The 14,633-nt window shown below is 62.4% G+C and carries 15 protein-coding genes; 4 read left to right on the top strand and 11 right to left on the bottom strand.

Annotated elements, in window-relative coordinates; translation table 11 throughout:
* Positions 1 to 294: 294 nt before the first annotated feature.
* Complete coding sequence (locus AX724_RS10500; protein ID WP_231736628.1) at positions 295 to 1,386, bottom strand: aromatic ring-hydroxylating oxygenase subunit alpha; 1,092 nt, start codon at positions 1,384 to 1,386, stop codon at positions 295 to 297.
* A gap of 620 nt (positions 1,387 to 2,006) precedes the next feature.
* Here AX724_RS10500 and AX724_RS10495 point away from each other — a divergent pair.
* On the top strand, positions 2,007 to 2,768 hold the full coding sequence (locus AX724_RS10495) for an IclR family transcriptional regulator (protein ID WP_066766032.1): 762 nt from the start codon (positions 2,007 to 2,009) through the stop codon (positions 2,766 to 2,768).
* 84 nt (positions 2,769 to 2,852) lie between these two features.
* Here AX724_RS10495 and rutA read toward each other — a convergent pair whose 3' ends face one another.
* The 4 genes from rutA to rutB are packed head-to-tail and all read right to left on the bottom strand — an operon-like array spanning position 2,853 to position 5,816.
* On the bottom strand, positions 2,853 to 3,911 hold the full coding sequence (rutA, locus tag AX724_RS10490) for a pyrimidine utilization protein A (RefSeq protein WP_066766030.1): 1,059 nt from the start codon (positions 3,909 to 3,911) through the stop codon (positions 2,853 to 2,855).
* A 6-nt stretch (positions 3,912 to 3,917) separates the two neighbouring features.
* Entirely contained in the window at positions 3,918 to 4,703 is a 786-nt protein-coding gene (gene rutD / locus AX724_RS10485; RefSeq protein WP_066766028.1) for a pyrimidine utilization protein D, read from the bottom strand.
* Positions 4,696 to 5,079: a pyrimidine utilization protein C gene (gene rutC, locus AX724_RS10480; RefSeq protein ID WP_066766026.1), complete on the bottom strand. Its 384-nt coding sequence runs from the start codon at positions 5,077 to 5,079 to the stop codon at positions 4,696 to 4,698. The genes rutD and rutC overlap by 8 nt, the downstream gene beginning before the upstream one ends.
* Positions 5,079 to 5,816, bottom strand: coding sequence for a pyrimidine utilization protein B (gene rutB, locus AX724_RS10475; protein ID WP_066766024.1), 738 nt, complete (start codon positions 5,814 to 5,816; stop codon positions 5,079 to 5,081). Before rutB ends, rutC begins: the two co-directional genes overlap by 1 nt.
* Before the next feature lie 114 nt (positions 5,817 to 5,930).
* On the opposite strand from rutB, the gene AX724_RS10470 reads away from it, so the two are divergent.
* Positions 5,931 to 6,344, top strand: coding sequence for an MbcA/ParS/Xre antitoxin family protein (locus AX724_RS10470; RefSeq protein ID WP_066766023.1), 414 nt, complete (start codon positions 5,931 to 5,933; stop codon positions 6,342 to 6,344).
* Entirely contained in the window at positions 6,341 to 7,060 is a 720-nt protein-coding gene (locus AX724_RS10465; RefSeq protein WP_066766022.1) for an RES family NAD+ phosphorylase, read from the top strand. Before AX724_RS10470 ends, AX724_RS10465 begins: the two co-directional genes overlap by 4 nt.
* A gap of 247 nt (positions 7,061 to 7,307) precedes the next feature.
* On the opposite strand, the gene glpK is transcribed toward AX724_RS10465, so the two are convergent.
* The 4 genes from glpK to AX724_RS10445 all read right to left on the bottom strand — a co-directional run bounded on the left by glpK (position 7,308) and on the right by AX724_RS10445 (position 12,581).
* Positions 7,308 to 8,795 (bottom strand): glycerol kinase GlpK, encoded by a 1,488-nt coding sequence (glpK, locus tag AX724_RS10460; RefSeq protein WP_066766020.1) that lies wholly within the window; start codon positions 8,793 to 8,795, stop codon positions 7,308 to 7,310.
* Positions 8,792 to 10,318 (bottom strand): glycerol-3-phosphate dehydrogenase, encoded by a 1,527-nt coding sequence (locus AX724_RS10455; protein ID WP_066766018.1) that lies wholly within the window; start codon positions 10,316 to 10,318, stop codon positions 8,792 to 8,794. Before AX724_RS10455 ends, glpK begins: the two co-directional genes overlap by 4 nt.
* 96 nt (positions 10,319 to 10,414) lie before the next feature.
* On the bottom strand, positions 10,415 to 10,693 hold the full coding sequence (locus tag AX724_RS10450; protein WP_156448050.1) for a hypothetical protein: 279 nt from the start codon (positions 10,691 to 10,693) through the stop codon (positions 10,415 to 10,417).
* Positions 10,694 to 11,276: 583 nt separating this feature from the next.
* Positions 11,277 to 12,581: a radical SAM protein gene (locus AX724_RS10445; RefSeq protein ID WP_066766038.1), complete on the bottom strand. Its 1,305-nt coding sequence runs from the start codon at positions 12,579 to 12,581 to the stop codon at positions 11,277 to 11,279.
* A gap of 130 nt (positions 12,582 to 12,711) precedes the next feature.
* Between AX724_RS10445 and AX724_RS10440 the strand changes: the two genes are divergently transcribed.
* Positions 12,712 to 13,374 (top strand): OmpW/AlkL family protein, encoded by a 663-nt coding sequence (locus tag AX724_RS10440; RefSeq protein WP_066766015.1) that lies wholly within the window; start codon positions 12,712 to 12,714, stop codon positions 13,372 to 13,374.
* A 334-nt stretch (positions 13,375 to 13,708) separates the two neighbouring features.
* Here AX724_RS10440 and AX724_RS10435 read toward each other — a convergent pair whose 3' ends face one another.
* Together AX724_RS10435 and AX724_RS10430 are read right to left on the bottom strand one after the other, a co-directional pair.
* The gene (locus AX724_RS10435) at positions 13,709 to 14,206 is read right to left on the bottom strand and encodes a GNAT family N-acetyltransferase (protein ID WP_066766013.1); all 498 of its coding nucleotides are present in this window, start codon (positions 14,204 to 14,206) and stop codon (positions 13,709 to 13,711) included.
* Positions 14,207 to 14,222: 16 nt separating this feature from the next.
* On the bottom strand, positions 14,223 to 14,585 hold the full coding sequence (locus AX724_RS10430; RefSeq protein ID WP_066766011.1) for a hypothetical protein: 363 nt from the start codon (positions 14,583 to 14,585) through the stop codon (positions 14,223 to 14,225).
* Positions 14,586 to 14,633 lie beyond the last annotated feature (48 nt).

Genomic DNA, 14,633 nt, shown 5'->3' with positions numbered 1-14,633 from the left:
GGTCGCAGGTTCAAATCCTGCTCCCGCAACCATAACACCAATATACATACCAACACATGGTAAGCATCCGCTGAGGGCCGTCACATGCTTCTCTAGAGATGAGTCCACGGCTGTGTTGCCAAAGCTTCGCTCTCGGGCGTAGACCGACTTATGCCTTTCGGAATTAACATCCGCGTCGATAACGGTGACACCGAAGCAAGCCATCGCAAGGAAGGCGATTGGCCCAGATCGCAATCACCACGGATCGCTCAGTGTATTGGGCCGATAACGCTCAGCAGTTTGATGGGACCGAACCTAGGAGGCGGCAACATCCAGCGTTGAGGTTTCTTCGGCAATGGCTCGATCAATCATCATGCGGGATCGCACGCCCCCCGCGTCGATATTCAGTTTGAGCAGGCGGCGGTCAGGGTAGCGAGACAGGTTTTCCTGCTGCAATTCCAGGATCTCCATATCTTCGCGGAACACCGCCCCCTGCTGTTCGCGAATAGTATTGGTGAGTGCAGTGTCATCCACCGCGAACTGACGGGCCATACCCCAGAAATACCAGTGCGACGTTTCGGTTTCAGGCGTGATGAAATCCACGACGATGCTGGACGCCTTAAAAGCATTATCCGCATCATATCCGCCATGTCCGGCCAGCGCCACGCCTACCTCTATCATGACATGACTCGGCAGGGAAAAGCGGCAGATTTGCCAGCGATCGACGGGCGCGCTGTCGTCCAGCCCAGCGCCGCGTAGCGCCATTTGCCAGAAGGGCGGCGCCGTCACATTGGGCATGAAGCGGCTTGTGACGACTTCGCCATCCAGCACGCGCGTCTGAACAGGGGCTTCGTCGATCTCCCGCTGACCGATGCTGCTTGCATGAACGTAGGTTTCATGGGTCAGGTCCATGAGGTTGTCGATCATCAGGCGGTAGTCGCAACGGATATGGTACACCCCGCCGCCATAGGCCCAGCCGTCATCCTCGGCCCAGGGCAGATGATGCAGGCGATCGGCATGGGCATCCTCTGCCCGCCCTGGCCACACCCATATGAAGCCATATCGTTCGAGGGTGGGGAAAGTTCTGGCAGGGGGAAAGCCGCCGACCCGTTGCCCCGGCATGCCCGCCGTCCGGCCATTGCAGTCCATCGCCAGACCATGATAGCCGCACACAAGATTGCCATCACGTATAAAACCGAGCGACAGGGGTGCGCCGCGGTGCGGACAAAAATCCTCAACGGCAGCAACCCGTCCGTCTCTGGCGCGGAAGAACACCATCCGTTCGCCGCAAATCTGGCGACCAAGCGGTCGATCGTCGACTTCTGCTGAGGTAGCCGCAACATACCAAGCGTCACGTGGCCATGGAGCCTTTTCATCCGCGATGACCGGGCTGAATTCCATCGACATCCTCCGCTTTAAACGACGCTTCATACGTCGATATTCAAAGCCCGGCGTATGGGCTGTTCAGCGATACGCTATCATATCTACTGGCGCGGCAACAAGAGATAATTCATATCTACGAATCATTCATGTACACGTATTACGTGGTGTACGATAAAGCGACGTGCTGAATATTAGGGGCTAATGGTGGACATCGCTCCCGTCAGGTCGATTTCGCCGATATTCTCGACATCTCGGGAACCGGCCGTTCGGCCACGCTTCAATTGACAGTTGGCGCGCGCTCGTCAGCGGCCGAAAATAGAGTGGGCCTGTATCCGATTGAAGAATTGTGCGCTGCGCACCGATGCCACTGACTGGGCGGCGGCGATTTCACCAAGGATGGTCCGCTCGGCACGCCCGTCGCACGACGCGATACATGTGCGCCAATGTGGCCATTGTTCTCGTCCGCCGGATACAGCGCTTGGCGACAACGCGATGCTGCTATTCACCTCGAAGGTCCGCCTTTGCCGGATCGTTCCGCAACCTTTTCGTCCCGCCCGAAGGCCGCCGCTTTGCGGCGTGCAAAAGGCTGCTGGACCATTTTCCGCTGAGCTTCCTCTCACCCGATCGTTGGCTATAAGAGCGACATGAAGGACAACGCTCAATCCGCGTCGGTCAAATCGGCGACACGAACCCTCGATATCATCGAGTTGGTCGTTTCGCGTAACACCCCGATCATTGCGCAGGATATCGCCACCGCTCTAGGCATACCAGTGAGCAGCCTCTCCTATCTCCTGGGCACCCTGGTGGATCGCGGCTATCTTGCGCGGGAAGGGCGCTATTATCGCCCCGGTCCGGGGCTGGAGCGATTACAGGCACCGCGTCCGGCGTTTACCTTGGCCGAACGCGTGGCGCCGCTGGTTCGCACACTCCGTATCCAATTGAACGAAACCGCCTCTTTCTTCATTCAACGGGGGTGGGAACTCGAAGCGCTGGTAACCGAAAGCAGCCAGCAGGCCCTGCGCTATGCCGTCCAGATCGGATCATCAGCTCCTCTGCATGCTATTGCGGCGGGGAAGGCGATCCTGGCGGCCATGGATGATGAGCAACTGAATCTCTATTTCGCCTCGACCCGGCGCGAAGTCTTCACCCCCACAACCATTACTACAGACACTGGGCTGCGGGAGGAAATTGCCGAAATCCGCCGTACCGGAATAGCGCGGACCCACGAGGAGCATACGCCCGGTATTCGTGGCCTTGGCCAGGCGGTGATCATTCGAGGTGAAGTGGTCGGCGCCTTTGGCATAGCGATGCCGCTGGTCCGCGCTGATGCGGAATTGGAACGGCGCGCAATCTTGCTTCTGTCTCGGACGGCCGAACTGCTCGAAGACGACCGTCCACCGGCCTGATCGGTCCAACGCTAGTGTCGCCATTCCGTCAGTCATTTTCAGGGTGCAGACGTGCATCGGCGGCAGGAACGCTTAGGAAGCGGCTCAACGACGACTTTTCATCAGCGGTTGGATTCGGGTGCCGAATGCTTCAACGCCCTCAAGAAAATCATCGAATGTCAGCAAGACGCCGCCGGTATTGGGCACCTGCGCCATCTCGTCCAGCATCCGCGCGACCCGTTCGTAGCTGCCGACCAAAGTACCCATATTGATGTTGACGGCGCCTTCGGGCGCAGCGAGCTGGCGAACGTTGGTGGTCGCGTTGACCGTGTCCGCCGCACCCTGGTCCCTGAGCCAGGCGATCGCGACATGATCGACGCCGTCGTTGTAGCTGCGCCATTTGGCCATCGCTTCCTCGTCGGTTTCGGCGGCGATGATCATGACCAGCACGAACACGGACACGTCGCGCCCAGTCTTCGCGGTCGCCGCGGCGAGGCGGTCGTTGTTGAACGCGAAAGCGGTGGGCGTGTTGACGCCCTTGCCGAGGCAGAAGGCATAGTCCGCCCATTTGGCGGAGAAGGCGAGGCCTTCGTCCGAGCTGCCAGCGCATATGATCTTCATCGCACCCTGCGGCTGGGGCCGGACGAGGCAGTCGTCCATCTGATAATAGTTGCCCCTGAAGTCCGAGCGACCAGTCTCCCACAGTTCGCGCAGGATGTGAGCATATTCGTCGAGCATCTTGTAGCGGTCACGGAAATGCGCCTCGCCCGGCCATAGGCCCATCTGGCTATATTCGGGCTTTTGCCAGCCGGTGATGAGATTGAGGCCAAAGCGCCCATGGCTGATCGAATCGATCGTGTTGCACATCCGCGCGGCGAAGGCGGGCGGGATGATGAGCGTGGGGCAGGTCGCGTAAATCTTGATCCGCTCAGTCACGGCGGCGAGCCCGGCCATCAGCGTGAAGCTTTCCAGGCCATATTCCCAAAATTCGGTCTTGCCGCCGAACCCGCGCAGCTTGATCATCGACAGGAGGAAGTCGAGCCCATGCTCTTCCGCCTTGAGGGCGATTGCCTTGTTGAGGTCGAAGGAGGGCTTGTACTGCGGCGCATTCTCGCTGATCAGCCAGCCATTATTGTTGATGGGGACAAAGACGCCGACCTGCATGGCTTGCTAGCTCCTCAGGAAATCGATGACGATGCGGTCGAAGGTCGCGGCATCGGTTACGTTGCAGGCGTGGCCGCCCCACGGCATGTTCATATGGTGTATCCGCGGGTTGAGCCCGTTCAACCGCCCGGAACAGGTCCAGGGGACCAGCATGTCGTCGCCGGCCGACAGCGCCAGCATGGGTGCGCGAAGATCGCCGATCCAGCCGGTCGCGTCGAACGCCGCCAGCGCGGCGACGCGCTTTTCCATGCTGTCCACGCCGGGGAAGGCGGCGACCTGATGCAGCAGTTCCGCGTCCAGTTCGTCGCTATGCGCGCTGATCCATTCGGCGGGATACAGGAAGATTGGCTGAGCGCGCAGGAAGGGCTGGATCCCGGCGTGGCGCAACAGGTTCAGCCGCGCCTCGAAACAGCGCAGGAAATGTGGGTCGGCCTTGGCCCAGCCATTGATGACAACCAGCTTGTCCAGCCGCTCGTCCGCCTTTCGCGCGAGCGCGAGGCCTGCGACGCCACCGGCGGCATGGCCGATGACGCTGGCCCGCGTCCAGCCCTGCGCATCGATCAGCATCCCCATGTCATCGGCCAGATCGTCCACCGTGACGACCTCGGGCAGCGCGCGGTCGCTGCGTCCTGTGCCGCGATGATCGTAGACGAGGACGCGGAAGTGCCGGGCAAGGGCCAGGAGGTTCGGCGTCCAGTAGCTTGCCGATCCTCCCAGGCCCGATGACAGGATCAGCGGCGGCGCGTCGGGTGGCCCGTGCAGTTCGTAATAGAGACCCGCAACCTCAGCCAAGATGGGCCACGCTGGCGATTTCGACCAGACATTCGGGCTTCACCAGATCGCACCGGATGCAGTAGCGCGCCGGTTTGTCGCCCGGGAAATATTCGGCATAAATCTGATTGAACGCGGCATAGTCCGCCAGGTCTTTCAGGAAGATATGGTTCATCGCGATGTCGGCCATCGTTGCACCCGCGGCGGCGAGCGTGGTCTTGATCACCTCCAGAACATGCCGGGTCTGCGCCGCAGCATCGCCGATGTGAAGCACGACGCCACCTTCGCCGAGCGCCAGTACACCTGAGACATAGACGGTGTTCCCCGCCTTCGCGCCCGCCGAATAGGGCGCAATCGGCGCGGGGAACTCTGGCGGATTGATCGGATCGAACGGCATCAGGCCTCCTTGGCAGGCAGCTGGCCGACCGCGCCGCAGAAATCAGCGACCGTGGACACCCAGCCGAAGAATTTTTCGACATTATAGACGGTCGCCTGCTGGATGAAATCAGGCCCCAGATGATGCGTCGCGTCCTCCAGCATCACGCCGAAATATTCGAGGTGGAAACCGTCGCGCAGTGTCGATTCGACGCAGACATTGCTGGCGATGCCGACGAACACGATCGTCCGGATGCCACGCGCGCGCAAGATGCTGTCCAGCTGCGAGTTGAAGAAGGCGGAATAGCGCGTCTTGTGGACGCGAATGTCGCCTGGCTCGGGCTTTAATGCGTCGACCAGCTCATAATCCCAGCCGCCGCGCGCAAGAAGCTGGCCGGAAAGGTCCGGGCGCGCGCGCATCGTTTTCAGTGCGTTGGACTTGTGCCAGTTGGGGGAAGCGGGCGTCCCGGCCTCTCTATAGTCGGCGTCCCAGCCATTCTGCAGGTAGATGACCGGCATCCCGGCCGCGCGCGCCGTCCGCAGCACCTGCGCGATGCGATCGATGACGCCGGCGGCTCCTGCTATGTCGAAACCGGCCAAGTCGACATAGCCGCCTTCGCTTGCATAGGCGTTCTGCATATCGATGACGACGACGGCGGTGTCGGCGGGCGACAGGCGAATGGCCTCCGGCCGGGCGTTCAGCACGACCGTTTCGGCGGTTGACTGGGCGCAGGGATCCACGATCGTCTCTGGGGTCATGGCGTATCGTTGCGCATCCTTTGCGCTGGGGCAAGCCATTGGCGTGGTTTGTATCTGATGGAAACCCGAGGATCGATATTGCCATATGGCATGAATTATTCTATATAATGCCATATGATCACGCTCCAACCGATCGACACGGCTCCGGCTCCCTTCCGCCCGGAGCCGATGACCCAGGAGGAGGGGGGCGCGATGTTTCGCGCGGCCCTGAACCTGTTCGCAAAATGGGGCGTCACCGATGAGCAGGCCGCCATTCTGACCGACATGCCGGTGCGCAGCTTCCGTCGCTGGAAGGCGGCAGGGCCGGGACGTATCTCGCGCGACGGGCTCGCCCGGCTTTCCAACCTCATGGGCATCCACAAAGCGCTCCGGATTATCTTTCAGGAGCCGCAGCGCGGCTACGACTGGATCAATGCGTCCAACGCCGCTTTTGGGGGCGCAAGCGCGCTTGCGGTCATGCTGGGCGGTGAATTGACCGACATCATGCGGGTGCGGCGCTATCTCGATGCAGAGCGCGGCGCCTGGTGACGAGCGCCGCAGCGCCGCCGGTCAACCGGATCGAATGGGAGGCAGCGGTCAGAATCATCCGCAGCCTCTATCCGCCGATCGACCTGTTCGAGGATATTGCCGACCCGGCCGACTGGCCCCTCCTTCTTTCAGCCGAGCAAAAGACGAACTCGCGTATCATGATGTCGATCGGCAACATCGACCTCGTGCCGCCGGAACGGCGCGTTGGCGGCGCTGGCGCATCCTTTCTGATGGCGCCGTTCACCCATGTCAGCACCGATCGCCCGAGCCGCTTCTCAACCGGCCATTATGGCGTCCTTTACGTCGCGCGCAGCTACGAAACGGCACTGTTCGAGACCATCCATCATCATGGATGCTTCATGGCCAGGACGGCGGAGTCGGCCGGATGGACCTCGCAATTCCGGGAGATCATCCTCACGATTGATGCCGACCTCCACGATTTGCGTGGATGTAGCGATATGTTTGCCGATTGCGTCGATCCCGACCGCTATGTCGGGGCTCAACAGCTTGGATCGCGCCTGCGCGGTGCTGGCTCGAATGGGATCGCCTATCCCAGCGTCCGGCACATGGGAGGCGAGTGCGCCGCGCTCTTCTATCCGGACTGCGCCTCAAATCCGGTGCAAGGGCGCCATCTCGATTATCATTGGGATGGAAAGCGTGTCGACCTGGTGCGGGATGCAGGGAGTGGGGCAGTATTCCGCGTTATTGAGAGCTGAATCCTCCATCATGATGCTCTTCGTTCATTTGCGCTCATTGAACGGCTTCATCAGGCAGGTTATGGCGCGGCCAGGCAGGAGCAGCGGCTTTGCGATGCCGGACCGGAAGTCCGGCCGATTACGGAAGCAATGACATTCGAGCAGTTTGGCGTGGGACGGCGAGTTCGCAAATCCTGGACCATCTCGACGACGCGCCGCGGGCACCGGTCATCGCCGCACAGTCGCGATGCCAAAAGGCACTGGAGAATTATTGGTAGGCCGGATGCCGCGCCCTCGCCACGGCATCGCGCCACCCGCCAAGCAGGCACGCGCGATCTGATTGATCGAGCGTCGGCTCGAAATCGGCATCGTGATCTGGCGCGGGCACTTTGGCCAATGATGACCAGATACCCGCGGAAGTACCCGCGAGGAAAGCAGCGCCAAGCGCTGTGGATTCGACATTGGCCGGCCGCGAGATCGGCAACGCCAGAACATCGGCGAGAAACTGACAGAGCCAATCATTCTGCGCCATGCCGCCGTCGATGCGGATAAGGTCTGCACGAAGGCCGCTATCCGCGCGCATCGCGCCAACCAACTCCTCGCTCTGATAGGCGACGGCCTCGAGCAGCGCGCGCGCCACATGCGCCGCTCCGGTTCCGAGGGTCATGCCGCAGAGCAGGGCGCGAGCGGCGGAATCCCAGTGTGGCGTGCCGAGCCCTGCAAAGGCGGGAACGAGATAGACGCCATCATTGCCGGGAAGGCTGCGGGCAAGCGCTTCGGTCTCTTCGGCCGTGGCGATGATCCCCAACCGATCGCGAAGCCATTGGACCCCGGCCCCCGCAACGAAGATCGATCCTTCGAGCGCGTAGCAGGTGCGCCCTTCCGCTCGATAGGCCACCGTGCTCAGCAAGCGATGCCGGGATCGACTGATCGACTCGCCGGTGTGCATGAGGCCGAATGCACCGGTGCCATAAGTGATCTTCACGCGGCCAGGCGAAAGGCAGCCCTGCCCGATCAAGGCGGCCTGCTGATCCCCCGCCATGCCCATCACCGGGATCGCCTTGCCCAGCACCGATGCGTCGGCCACGCCAAACTGGGCATCATTGTCGCGCACTTGCGGCAGTATTGCGCGCGGAACCCCGAACAGGCGGCACAGATCATCGGACCAGTCCATGCGGGCGATGTCGAACAGCAAGGTACGGGCCGCGTTGGTGGGATCGGTGGCGTGGACACGTCCCCGCGTCAGCCGCCACAGCAAATAGCAGTCGATCGTTCCGAAGGCGATCTTCCCGTCCTCGGCGTTTTGTCGCAGACCGGGCATCGTATCGAGCAGCCAAGCCAGTTTGCTTGCCGAAAAGTAGGAATCGAGGACGAGGCCGCTGATCGCGCAAACCTCTTCTTCCAGGCCTTCGCTTGCGAACTTGTCGCATAGGTCCGCACCCCGGCGGTCCTGCCAGACAATGGCTGGATGCACTGGCTTTCCGGAGGAGCGGTCCCATAGGACGAATGTCTCCCTCTGGTTGGCAATGCCGATCGCCGCGACGTTAAGACCCCTTGCCTCTGCCTCTGCAAGGGCCTGGCTTCCCGTCATAACGACATCGCGCCAGATCGTTTCGGGATCATGCTCGACCCAGCCGGGGCGGGGATAGGATTGGGGCAGCTCGACTTGCGCACGCGCTGCGACCTGGCCGTTGGCATCGATGATCAGGGCGCGGGTTGACGTGGTGCCCTGGTCGATTGCGAGGATGGACTTCATTGCACGCCTTCCCTTCTCGCACGCAGATACGCGTCGAGATTCTCTACCTCTGCCGCCGAAAGGCGCAGGCCCAGCTTACTGCGTCGCCACAATATGTCATCGGTCTGCCGCGCCCACTCCCGATCAATCAGATAGTCCACTTCGCGGGCCGTCAGCCCGTGACTGAAATGCGTGCCGCAGTCCGGCAAGGTCCGGGCATCGCCCAGCACTTTCCATGCCAGCGTTCCATATGACGTGATCAGGCGGCTTGCCCAGTCGTGCTGAACGAAGGGATAGGCGGCGATCAGGTCTTCGATCAGTCCGGCGACACCGGTCATGGCAAAATCGCCGCCGGGCAGCGGGGCGCCCCCGGTCCAGTCTCCGCTGTGCAGTTCAGGCATCCGGCTGGCCAGAAGATCGAGCGCCGACTGCGCCAGATGGCGGTAGGTGGTGAGCTTGCCACCGAATACGCTCAGCAGTGGCGGTCCCGTTGCCGCGTCCGACAGATCAAGCCGGTATCCGCGCGTTGCCGCTTCCGGGCGGCCCGATCCGTCATCAACCAGTGGACGCACGCCGGCAAAGCGCCACACGACGTCCGCCGGTGTGATCTGCTTTTGGAAATAGCCGTTCGCACCTTTGCACAGATAAGCGACCTCTGCGTCGTCCGGCGTCACGCCGTCAAGCGAGCCTCTATGGTCGGCGTCGGTCGTACCGATCATGGTGAAGTCCTGCTCGTAGGGAATGGCGAAAAAGATGCGGCCATCCGCCAGCTGAAAAAAGTAGGCGTAATCATGATCGAACAGCCGCGGCACGACGATGTGCGAGCCTCGCACCAGGCGCATCTTTCGACCCCTGCGTTCCTCTGCAAGGCGCAGAACGTCGAGCACAGCGGGCCCAGCGGCATTGACAACCGCCCGCGCAGCATGGCGCGCGCCGTTCCACGTCCCGATCCGCCACCGGTCGTCCTCGCGCACGAGGCTGGTCACCGGCGTTCGGGTCAGAACCGTTGCGCCCCGGTCAGCCGCATCGCGCAGGTTCAGTACGACCATGCGCGCATCGTCCACCCAGCAGTCGGAATAGGCGAAGCCAGTCCTAAAGCCCTGCTTCAGCGGCGCGCCAGCCGGGTGCGCACGAAGATCAAGCGTTTGTGTAGCGGGCAGGGCGCGCCTGCCGCCGATATGGTCGTAGAGGAACAGGCCCATACGCAGCAGCCAGCGCGGACGCAGGCCTGGCCGATAGGGCAAGACAAAACGCATCGGCCGAACGACATGCGGAGCGATCCGCCATAGACGTTCGCGCTCGGCCAGCGATTCCCGCACCAGCCCGAATTCATAATGCTCAAGATAACGCAGGCCGCCATGGATCAGCTTGGTCGAAGCGGAGGATGTGCCGCGGGCTATGTCTCCTGCCTCCAGGACCAGCACCCGTGCGCCGCGACCGGCGGCATCGCGCGCGATCCCGGCGCCATTTATGCCGGCACCGATAACAGCAAGATCGTAGACCGGCGGCTCATGGGTCGGGAATTGTCTTTCGGGTGAAGTCATGGTCGGACCTGTAGAATGGGTTGCGGGTGCGGCGTATCTGTTGGCAGGGGCGTGTCTTGCGCGATGGGCTGGCGGCAAGGAGATTGACGGCTCATGTCAGGCTCCGATCGGTTGTGTAGCGACAAGCACGCAGGTCACGAACAGACCGGACACAATTGCTCCCGGCACGGTCGAACCGAGCACACGTCTGGATATTGCCCCGAAGATACCAGCAACGGCGATGAACACCATGAAGCCGATTGCGGAGATCACGCGCAGACCCTCGGCCGGCAGGAGCAGGTGACCCGTAAGCGCCAGGACGCCATATTGGGCAGCCAAGAACAGAAGGAAACAGCCGGACGTTGCCACAATCGCCCGCGTCATCGCAACAGCCAAGGTGCCATCCTCCAGCGGAGAGACGATCTGGATCAGGCGCAGCGAGACTCGGCAGTTGGCCGTAAGAATGCAGGGCTAATGCCGGTTGAGGACTGATGCAGCCGCGCGCGTATCACATTCGGCGTGATCAGCATCCGTGCCGAACCATCCTCGATACGGCCGTAGATCCGGCCGGGGACGACCGGGGCGGAAGTGCCGAACAGATCTCGCAGCTTGTGTACGGATCCCGTCGCGAGCGGCGCCTCCGGTCCCCACATGGACCCAACAAACTCGTCGCGCGAGCCGTAGACGACAAGGATTTTGCGGGGGAAGGTGCCATGCGAGCGAGTTTTTGTTTCTTGGAACCGGTCACTCTTTTAGAGTCAGCGGATCGCTGGACCCGCCGCGCCTTTCCCGATCGGCGTTGCAAAGCAGAACATGACAGGCGCTGCCCGGCGCGGGTTCCCTTGGCCAGCGGCGCTGGCTGGGCTGAACCAAGCCGGGCGGTGGCGTCCCGCAAAACGGGATGGCGCGCCCAACTGCCGGTGCCGGCAGCGCTCCCGCCGCCAGATTGAGGCAAGCGACAATCGCCAGCCAGGCCGTGCTAGACCGCATGGCTGAAGCGCTTTTCCTCGACCGCCAGATAGGCGTCGAACCGCGCGGCAATGGTGCGCGCATAGGGACGGGCGGCCGGCGTGAGTACTATGCGCCCCTCGCTGCGCTGGACCAACCCCAACGCTTCGAAGTCCGACAGATCGGGCATCGGCGTCGCGCCTGGATGTGCCTCACCCCGGCAGAGCAGCGCCTCTATGATGCGCCCCCGCCGCCGGTCCTCCCCATCGCGGATCAGCCCACGGGTGGCGGTCAGCCGGCCGGCGGCGATCCGCTCGCGCCAAGCCCCGGCGCGCTTCTCATTCTGGATCAAAAGGTCGGGAAATGCGCTGATCGCGCTGGCCCCCATCCCGACCAGTATGTCGGCGTCATCATCGGTGAAGCCCTGGAAATTGCGCCGCAGCCGCCCATCGCGCTCGGATTGCGCCAGTTGGTCCCCGGGCAGCGCGAAATGGTCGAAGCCGATCGCCTGATATCCTGCGGAGACCAGCCGGTCGTGCCCCCGCGCTGCCATCGTGAAGCGGGTTTTCAGGTCGGGCAGGTCATTGGCGTTTATCCGCTGCTGGCGCGGCAGCAGGCGAGGCATATGAGCATAGCCGAACAACGCGATCCGCGCAGGCGCCATCGCGATGCTGGCGTCCAGCGTGGCGATGAGGTCATCAATGGTCTGTCCCGGCAGGCCGTACATAAGGTCGAACCCGGTCGCCACGCTGGCGCGGGCGAAACCCTCCACTGCGCGCTTCACAAGGTCGTGTGGCTGAATGCGACCGATCCGCGCCTGCACCGCCGGGTTGAAGGTCTGCACGCCCAGATTGACGCGATGCACCCCGATGGCCGCCATCGTCGTGATCCACTGATTGTCCAGCCGGCGCGGGTCCAACTCGACTGAAATCTGCGCATCATGCGCATCGAAACAGCGGGTCAGATGTTGCAACAAGCGGACGAAATCGACCAGCGGCAGGGAATTCGGACTGCCGCCGCCAAAGGCGATGCGCCGAACCTGGCCGCGGCCGGACAGGCGCGTGGCGATCATTGCCATTTCCCGCTCCAGCGCCTCAATATAAGCGGTCAGGCGCTGGATGCGATTGGCCGCGCCGGTGTTGCAGCCGCAGTACCAGCAGATGTCGTGGCAATAGGGAATATGGACATAGAGGGAGAGCGACGTGTCCGCCTCCAACGCGTCCAGCCGTGCCATCAATTCGGCCTCTCCCACAGTATCGCTGAATTGGGCAGCGGTGGGATAGCTGGTGTAGCGCGGCACCGGTCGGTTCAGCAGATCGGGATGATAGGTCCACATGCGGGCGAGATCGCACAGGCACGGCCTCCGCACATTGCGCCATGTCAAATGGCGCATTGCGCCGGATCAATGTCCCATCGGCCGATGGAGCGCAAAGGGCAGTCACCAACCAGAAGGGAAGGAGACCCCTATGAACAGGACAGTCCTATTGCTGGCCGCCGCCGCCATTGCCGGCGCGCTCGCCACGCCAGCGCAGGCGAAGCAGGGCGATGTGCTGATCCGCCTGCGCGGCATCATGGTCGCGCCCAATGAGAAGAGCGGCAGCATACTGCCCGGCTTCCCGGGCGAGAAAGTCGGCATCGACAACGCGATCACGCCGGAGATCGACTTTACCTATATGGCAAGCGACCATATCGGTTTCGAGCTGATCGCCGCCACCACCAAACACAGCGCCAGCGGTCGAACTGGCACGACCGGCGGCATTGGCAAGCTCGCTTCCACCTGGGTGCTGCCGCCGACGCTGACCGCGCAATATCATTTCGTGCCGGAAGGCAAGGTCCGTCCCTATGTCGGCGCCGGTATCAACTACACGCTGTTTTACAATGAGGACCCCTCCACGGCTCTGGAAGGCGCGGTCGGCAAGACCAAAGTGCACATGTCCGACAGCTTCGGCTGGGCGGCGCAGGCGGGCGTGGACATCGATCTCACCGACAAGGTCTTCCTGAACCTGGACATCAAATATATCGACATCGACACCAATGCGCGGCTCAGCACCACTGCGGCGGGTGTGCAGAACGTCCATGTGGACCTGGACCCGCTGGTCTTCGGGGTAGGGCTCGGCATGCGCTTCTGACGCAAGCAGGGTGCCGTTTTTAAGACGGCACCCTGCATCGTTCGACCCATGTTTCAGGCCCCCCGCTGATGGATCGGACAGGCCCGTCCGCGTTGTCCGGCCAATATCTTGGCATATGCCTCGCGATCTTCGGCATTGAGGATTACGACCTCCAGTGCCGGATTAGCGCCAATATGCACCCGGGGGTGAGCTTCCTTTCCTCAATCCCCGACTGGACGAGAGCACCGTGCACTTGGCACACAGTACGCAGGCAATAACGATCTGATCTTCAGGTCCACCTTGCGGCTTTGTATGGATATCGTGCGGTAGCGCGGGTTGCGATCCGCACTTCCCCTCAGAAGCAACGCTCCAGCATGACCAGCGTCGCATCGCCCTCGACGACGCGCGCGGAAAAGCCCGTTTCCCGCTCCAGCGAGATCGCGGCGTGGTTTTCCCGACTCTCGATCGACCGGAGCCGGCGGATGCCCCAGTGCCGGGCCTCGGCCGCTACATGGTCGAGCAGCGTCCAGCCGATGCCGCGCCCTTTATAGTCTGCGTCGATGGATATCGCGACCTCGGCGGTCTCGCCGGTCTGGTCGGCTGCTAGCGTGGCAGCCGCGATGATCTCGTCCGTGCCGGGCAGGAAGGCTAGGAACGTCTCGCGCCGGTGATAGTCGAAATCGGTGATGTCCTTCGCCTGCGCCGCCGTCAGATGCCGGATGGAGGACAGGAAGCGAAAGCGCCTGTCCTCGTCCGAAACCCGTTCGAAGAAGGCGATCACCGCCTCGGCATCGGTAGGCGTAGCAGGGCGCACGGCGAAGCTGAAGCCGGCGCGGGTTTCGAGTTGGATCATAGCCATGTCCTTTCGTTCAGGCGGGCGCGAGGCCCTTGACCAGGAAGGGCAGCTGGTCGCCGTCCGGCTCCGTCAGCGTCAGGTAGCTGCCCGGACGGATGGCGTGGGCATCCAGCCGAAATATCCGTTCGTCATCCTCTTCCCCCGGAGCGTAGGACAGCACCCACCCATCAGGCGTGCGGAGCAGGTGGCCGCTCCGATCCGGCTCGTTCGGCCAGAAACGGCGGGCGGTCGCCAGTTCGGGATGGGTTCGATATTCCTGTTCGTTGACCAACCCGTCGCTCCGCAACGGCAGGCGCAGCACGTAGCTGCGTGCCGCCGAGCCATTGGGGAAGCCCTTCGAGCGGGCCAGTTCCAGGCGTATCGTCGTCCATGTCATTGCCTCTTTTTCGGATCTGCCGGCACCTGAGGAAATAAGGACTATCCC

The organism is Sphingobium sp. CCH11-B1, assembly GCF_001556865.1.
Taxonomy (GTDB): Bacteria; Pseudomonadota; Alphaproteobacteria; order Sphingomonadales; family Sphingomonadaceae; genus Sphingobium.
Note: the sequence above shows the minus strand (reverse complement) of the source record. Positions and strands in the feature narration are given on the sequence as shown.

Coding starts and splice junctions, on each gene's coding strand:
- AX724_RS10500 (WP_231736628.1), bottom strand. CDS start 1,386: ATGTCGATGGAATTCAGCCCGGTCATCGCGGATGAAAAGGCTCCATGG.
- AX724_RS10495 (WP_066766032.1), top strand. CDS start 2,007: ATGAAGGACAACGCTCAATCCGCGTCGGTCAAATCGGCGACACGAACC.
- rutA (WP_066766030.1), bottom strand. CDS start 3,911: ATGCAGGTCGGCGTCTTTGTCCCCATCAACAATAATGGCTGGCTGATC.
- rutC (WP_066766026.1), bottom strand. CDS start 5,079: ATGCCGTTCGATCCGATCAATCCGCCAGAGTTCCCCGCGCCGATTGCG.
- rutB (WP_066766024.1), bottom strand. CDS start 5,816: ATGACCCCAGAGACGATCGTGGATCCCTGCGCCCAGTCAACCGCCGAA.
- AX724_RS10470 (WP_066766023.1), top strand. CDS start 5,931: ATGATCACGCTCCAACCGATCGACACGGCTCCGGCTCCCTTCCGCCCG.
- glpK (WP_066766020.1), bottom strand. CDS start 8,795: ATGAAGTCCATCCTCGCAATCGACCAGGGCACCACGTCAACCCGCGCC.
- AX724_RS10455 (WP_066766018.1), bottom strand. CDS start 10,318: ATGACTTCACCCGAAAGACAATTCCCGACCCATGAGCCGCCGGTCTAC.
- AX724_RS10445 (WP_066766038.1), bottom strand. CDS start 12,581: ATGTGGACCTATCATCCCGATCTGCTGAACCGACCGGTGCCGCGCTAC.
- AX724_RS10440 (WP_066766015.1), top strand. CDS start 12,712: ATGAACAGGACAGTCCTATTGCTGGCCGCCGCCGCCATTGCCGGCGCG.
- AX724_RS10435 (WP_066766013.1), bottom strand. CDS start 14,206: ATGATCCAACTCGAAACCCGCGCCGGCTTCAGCTTCGCCGTGCGCCCT.
- AX724_RS10430 (WP_066766011.1), bottom strand. CDS start 14,585: ATGACATGGACGACGATACGCCTGGAACTGGCCCGCTCGAAGGGCTTC.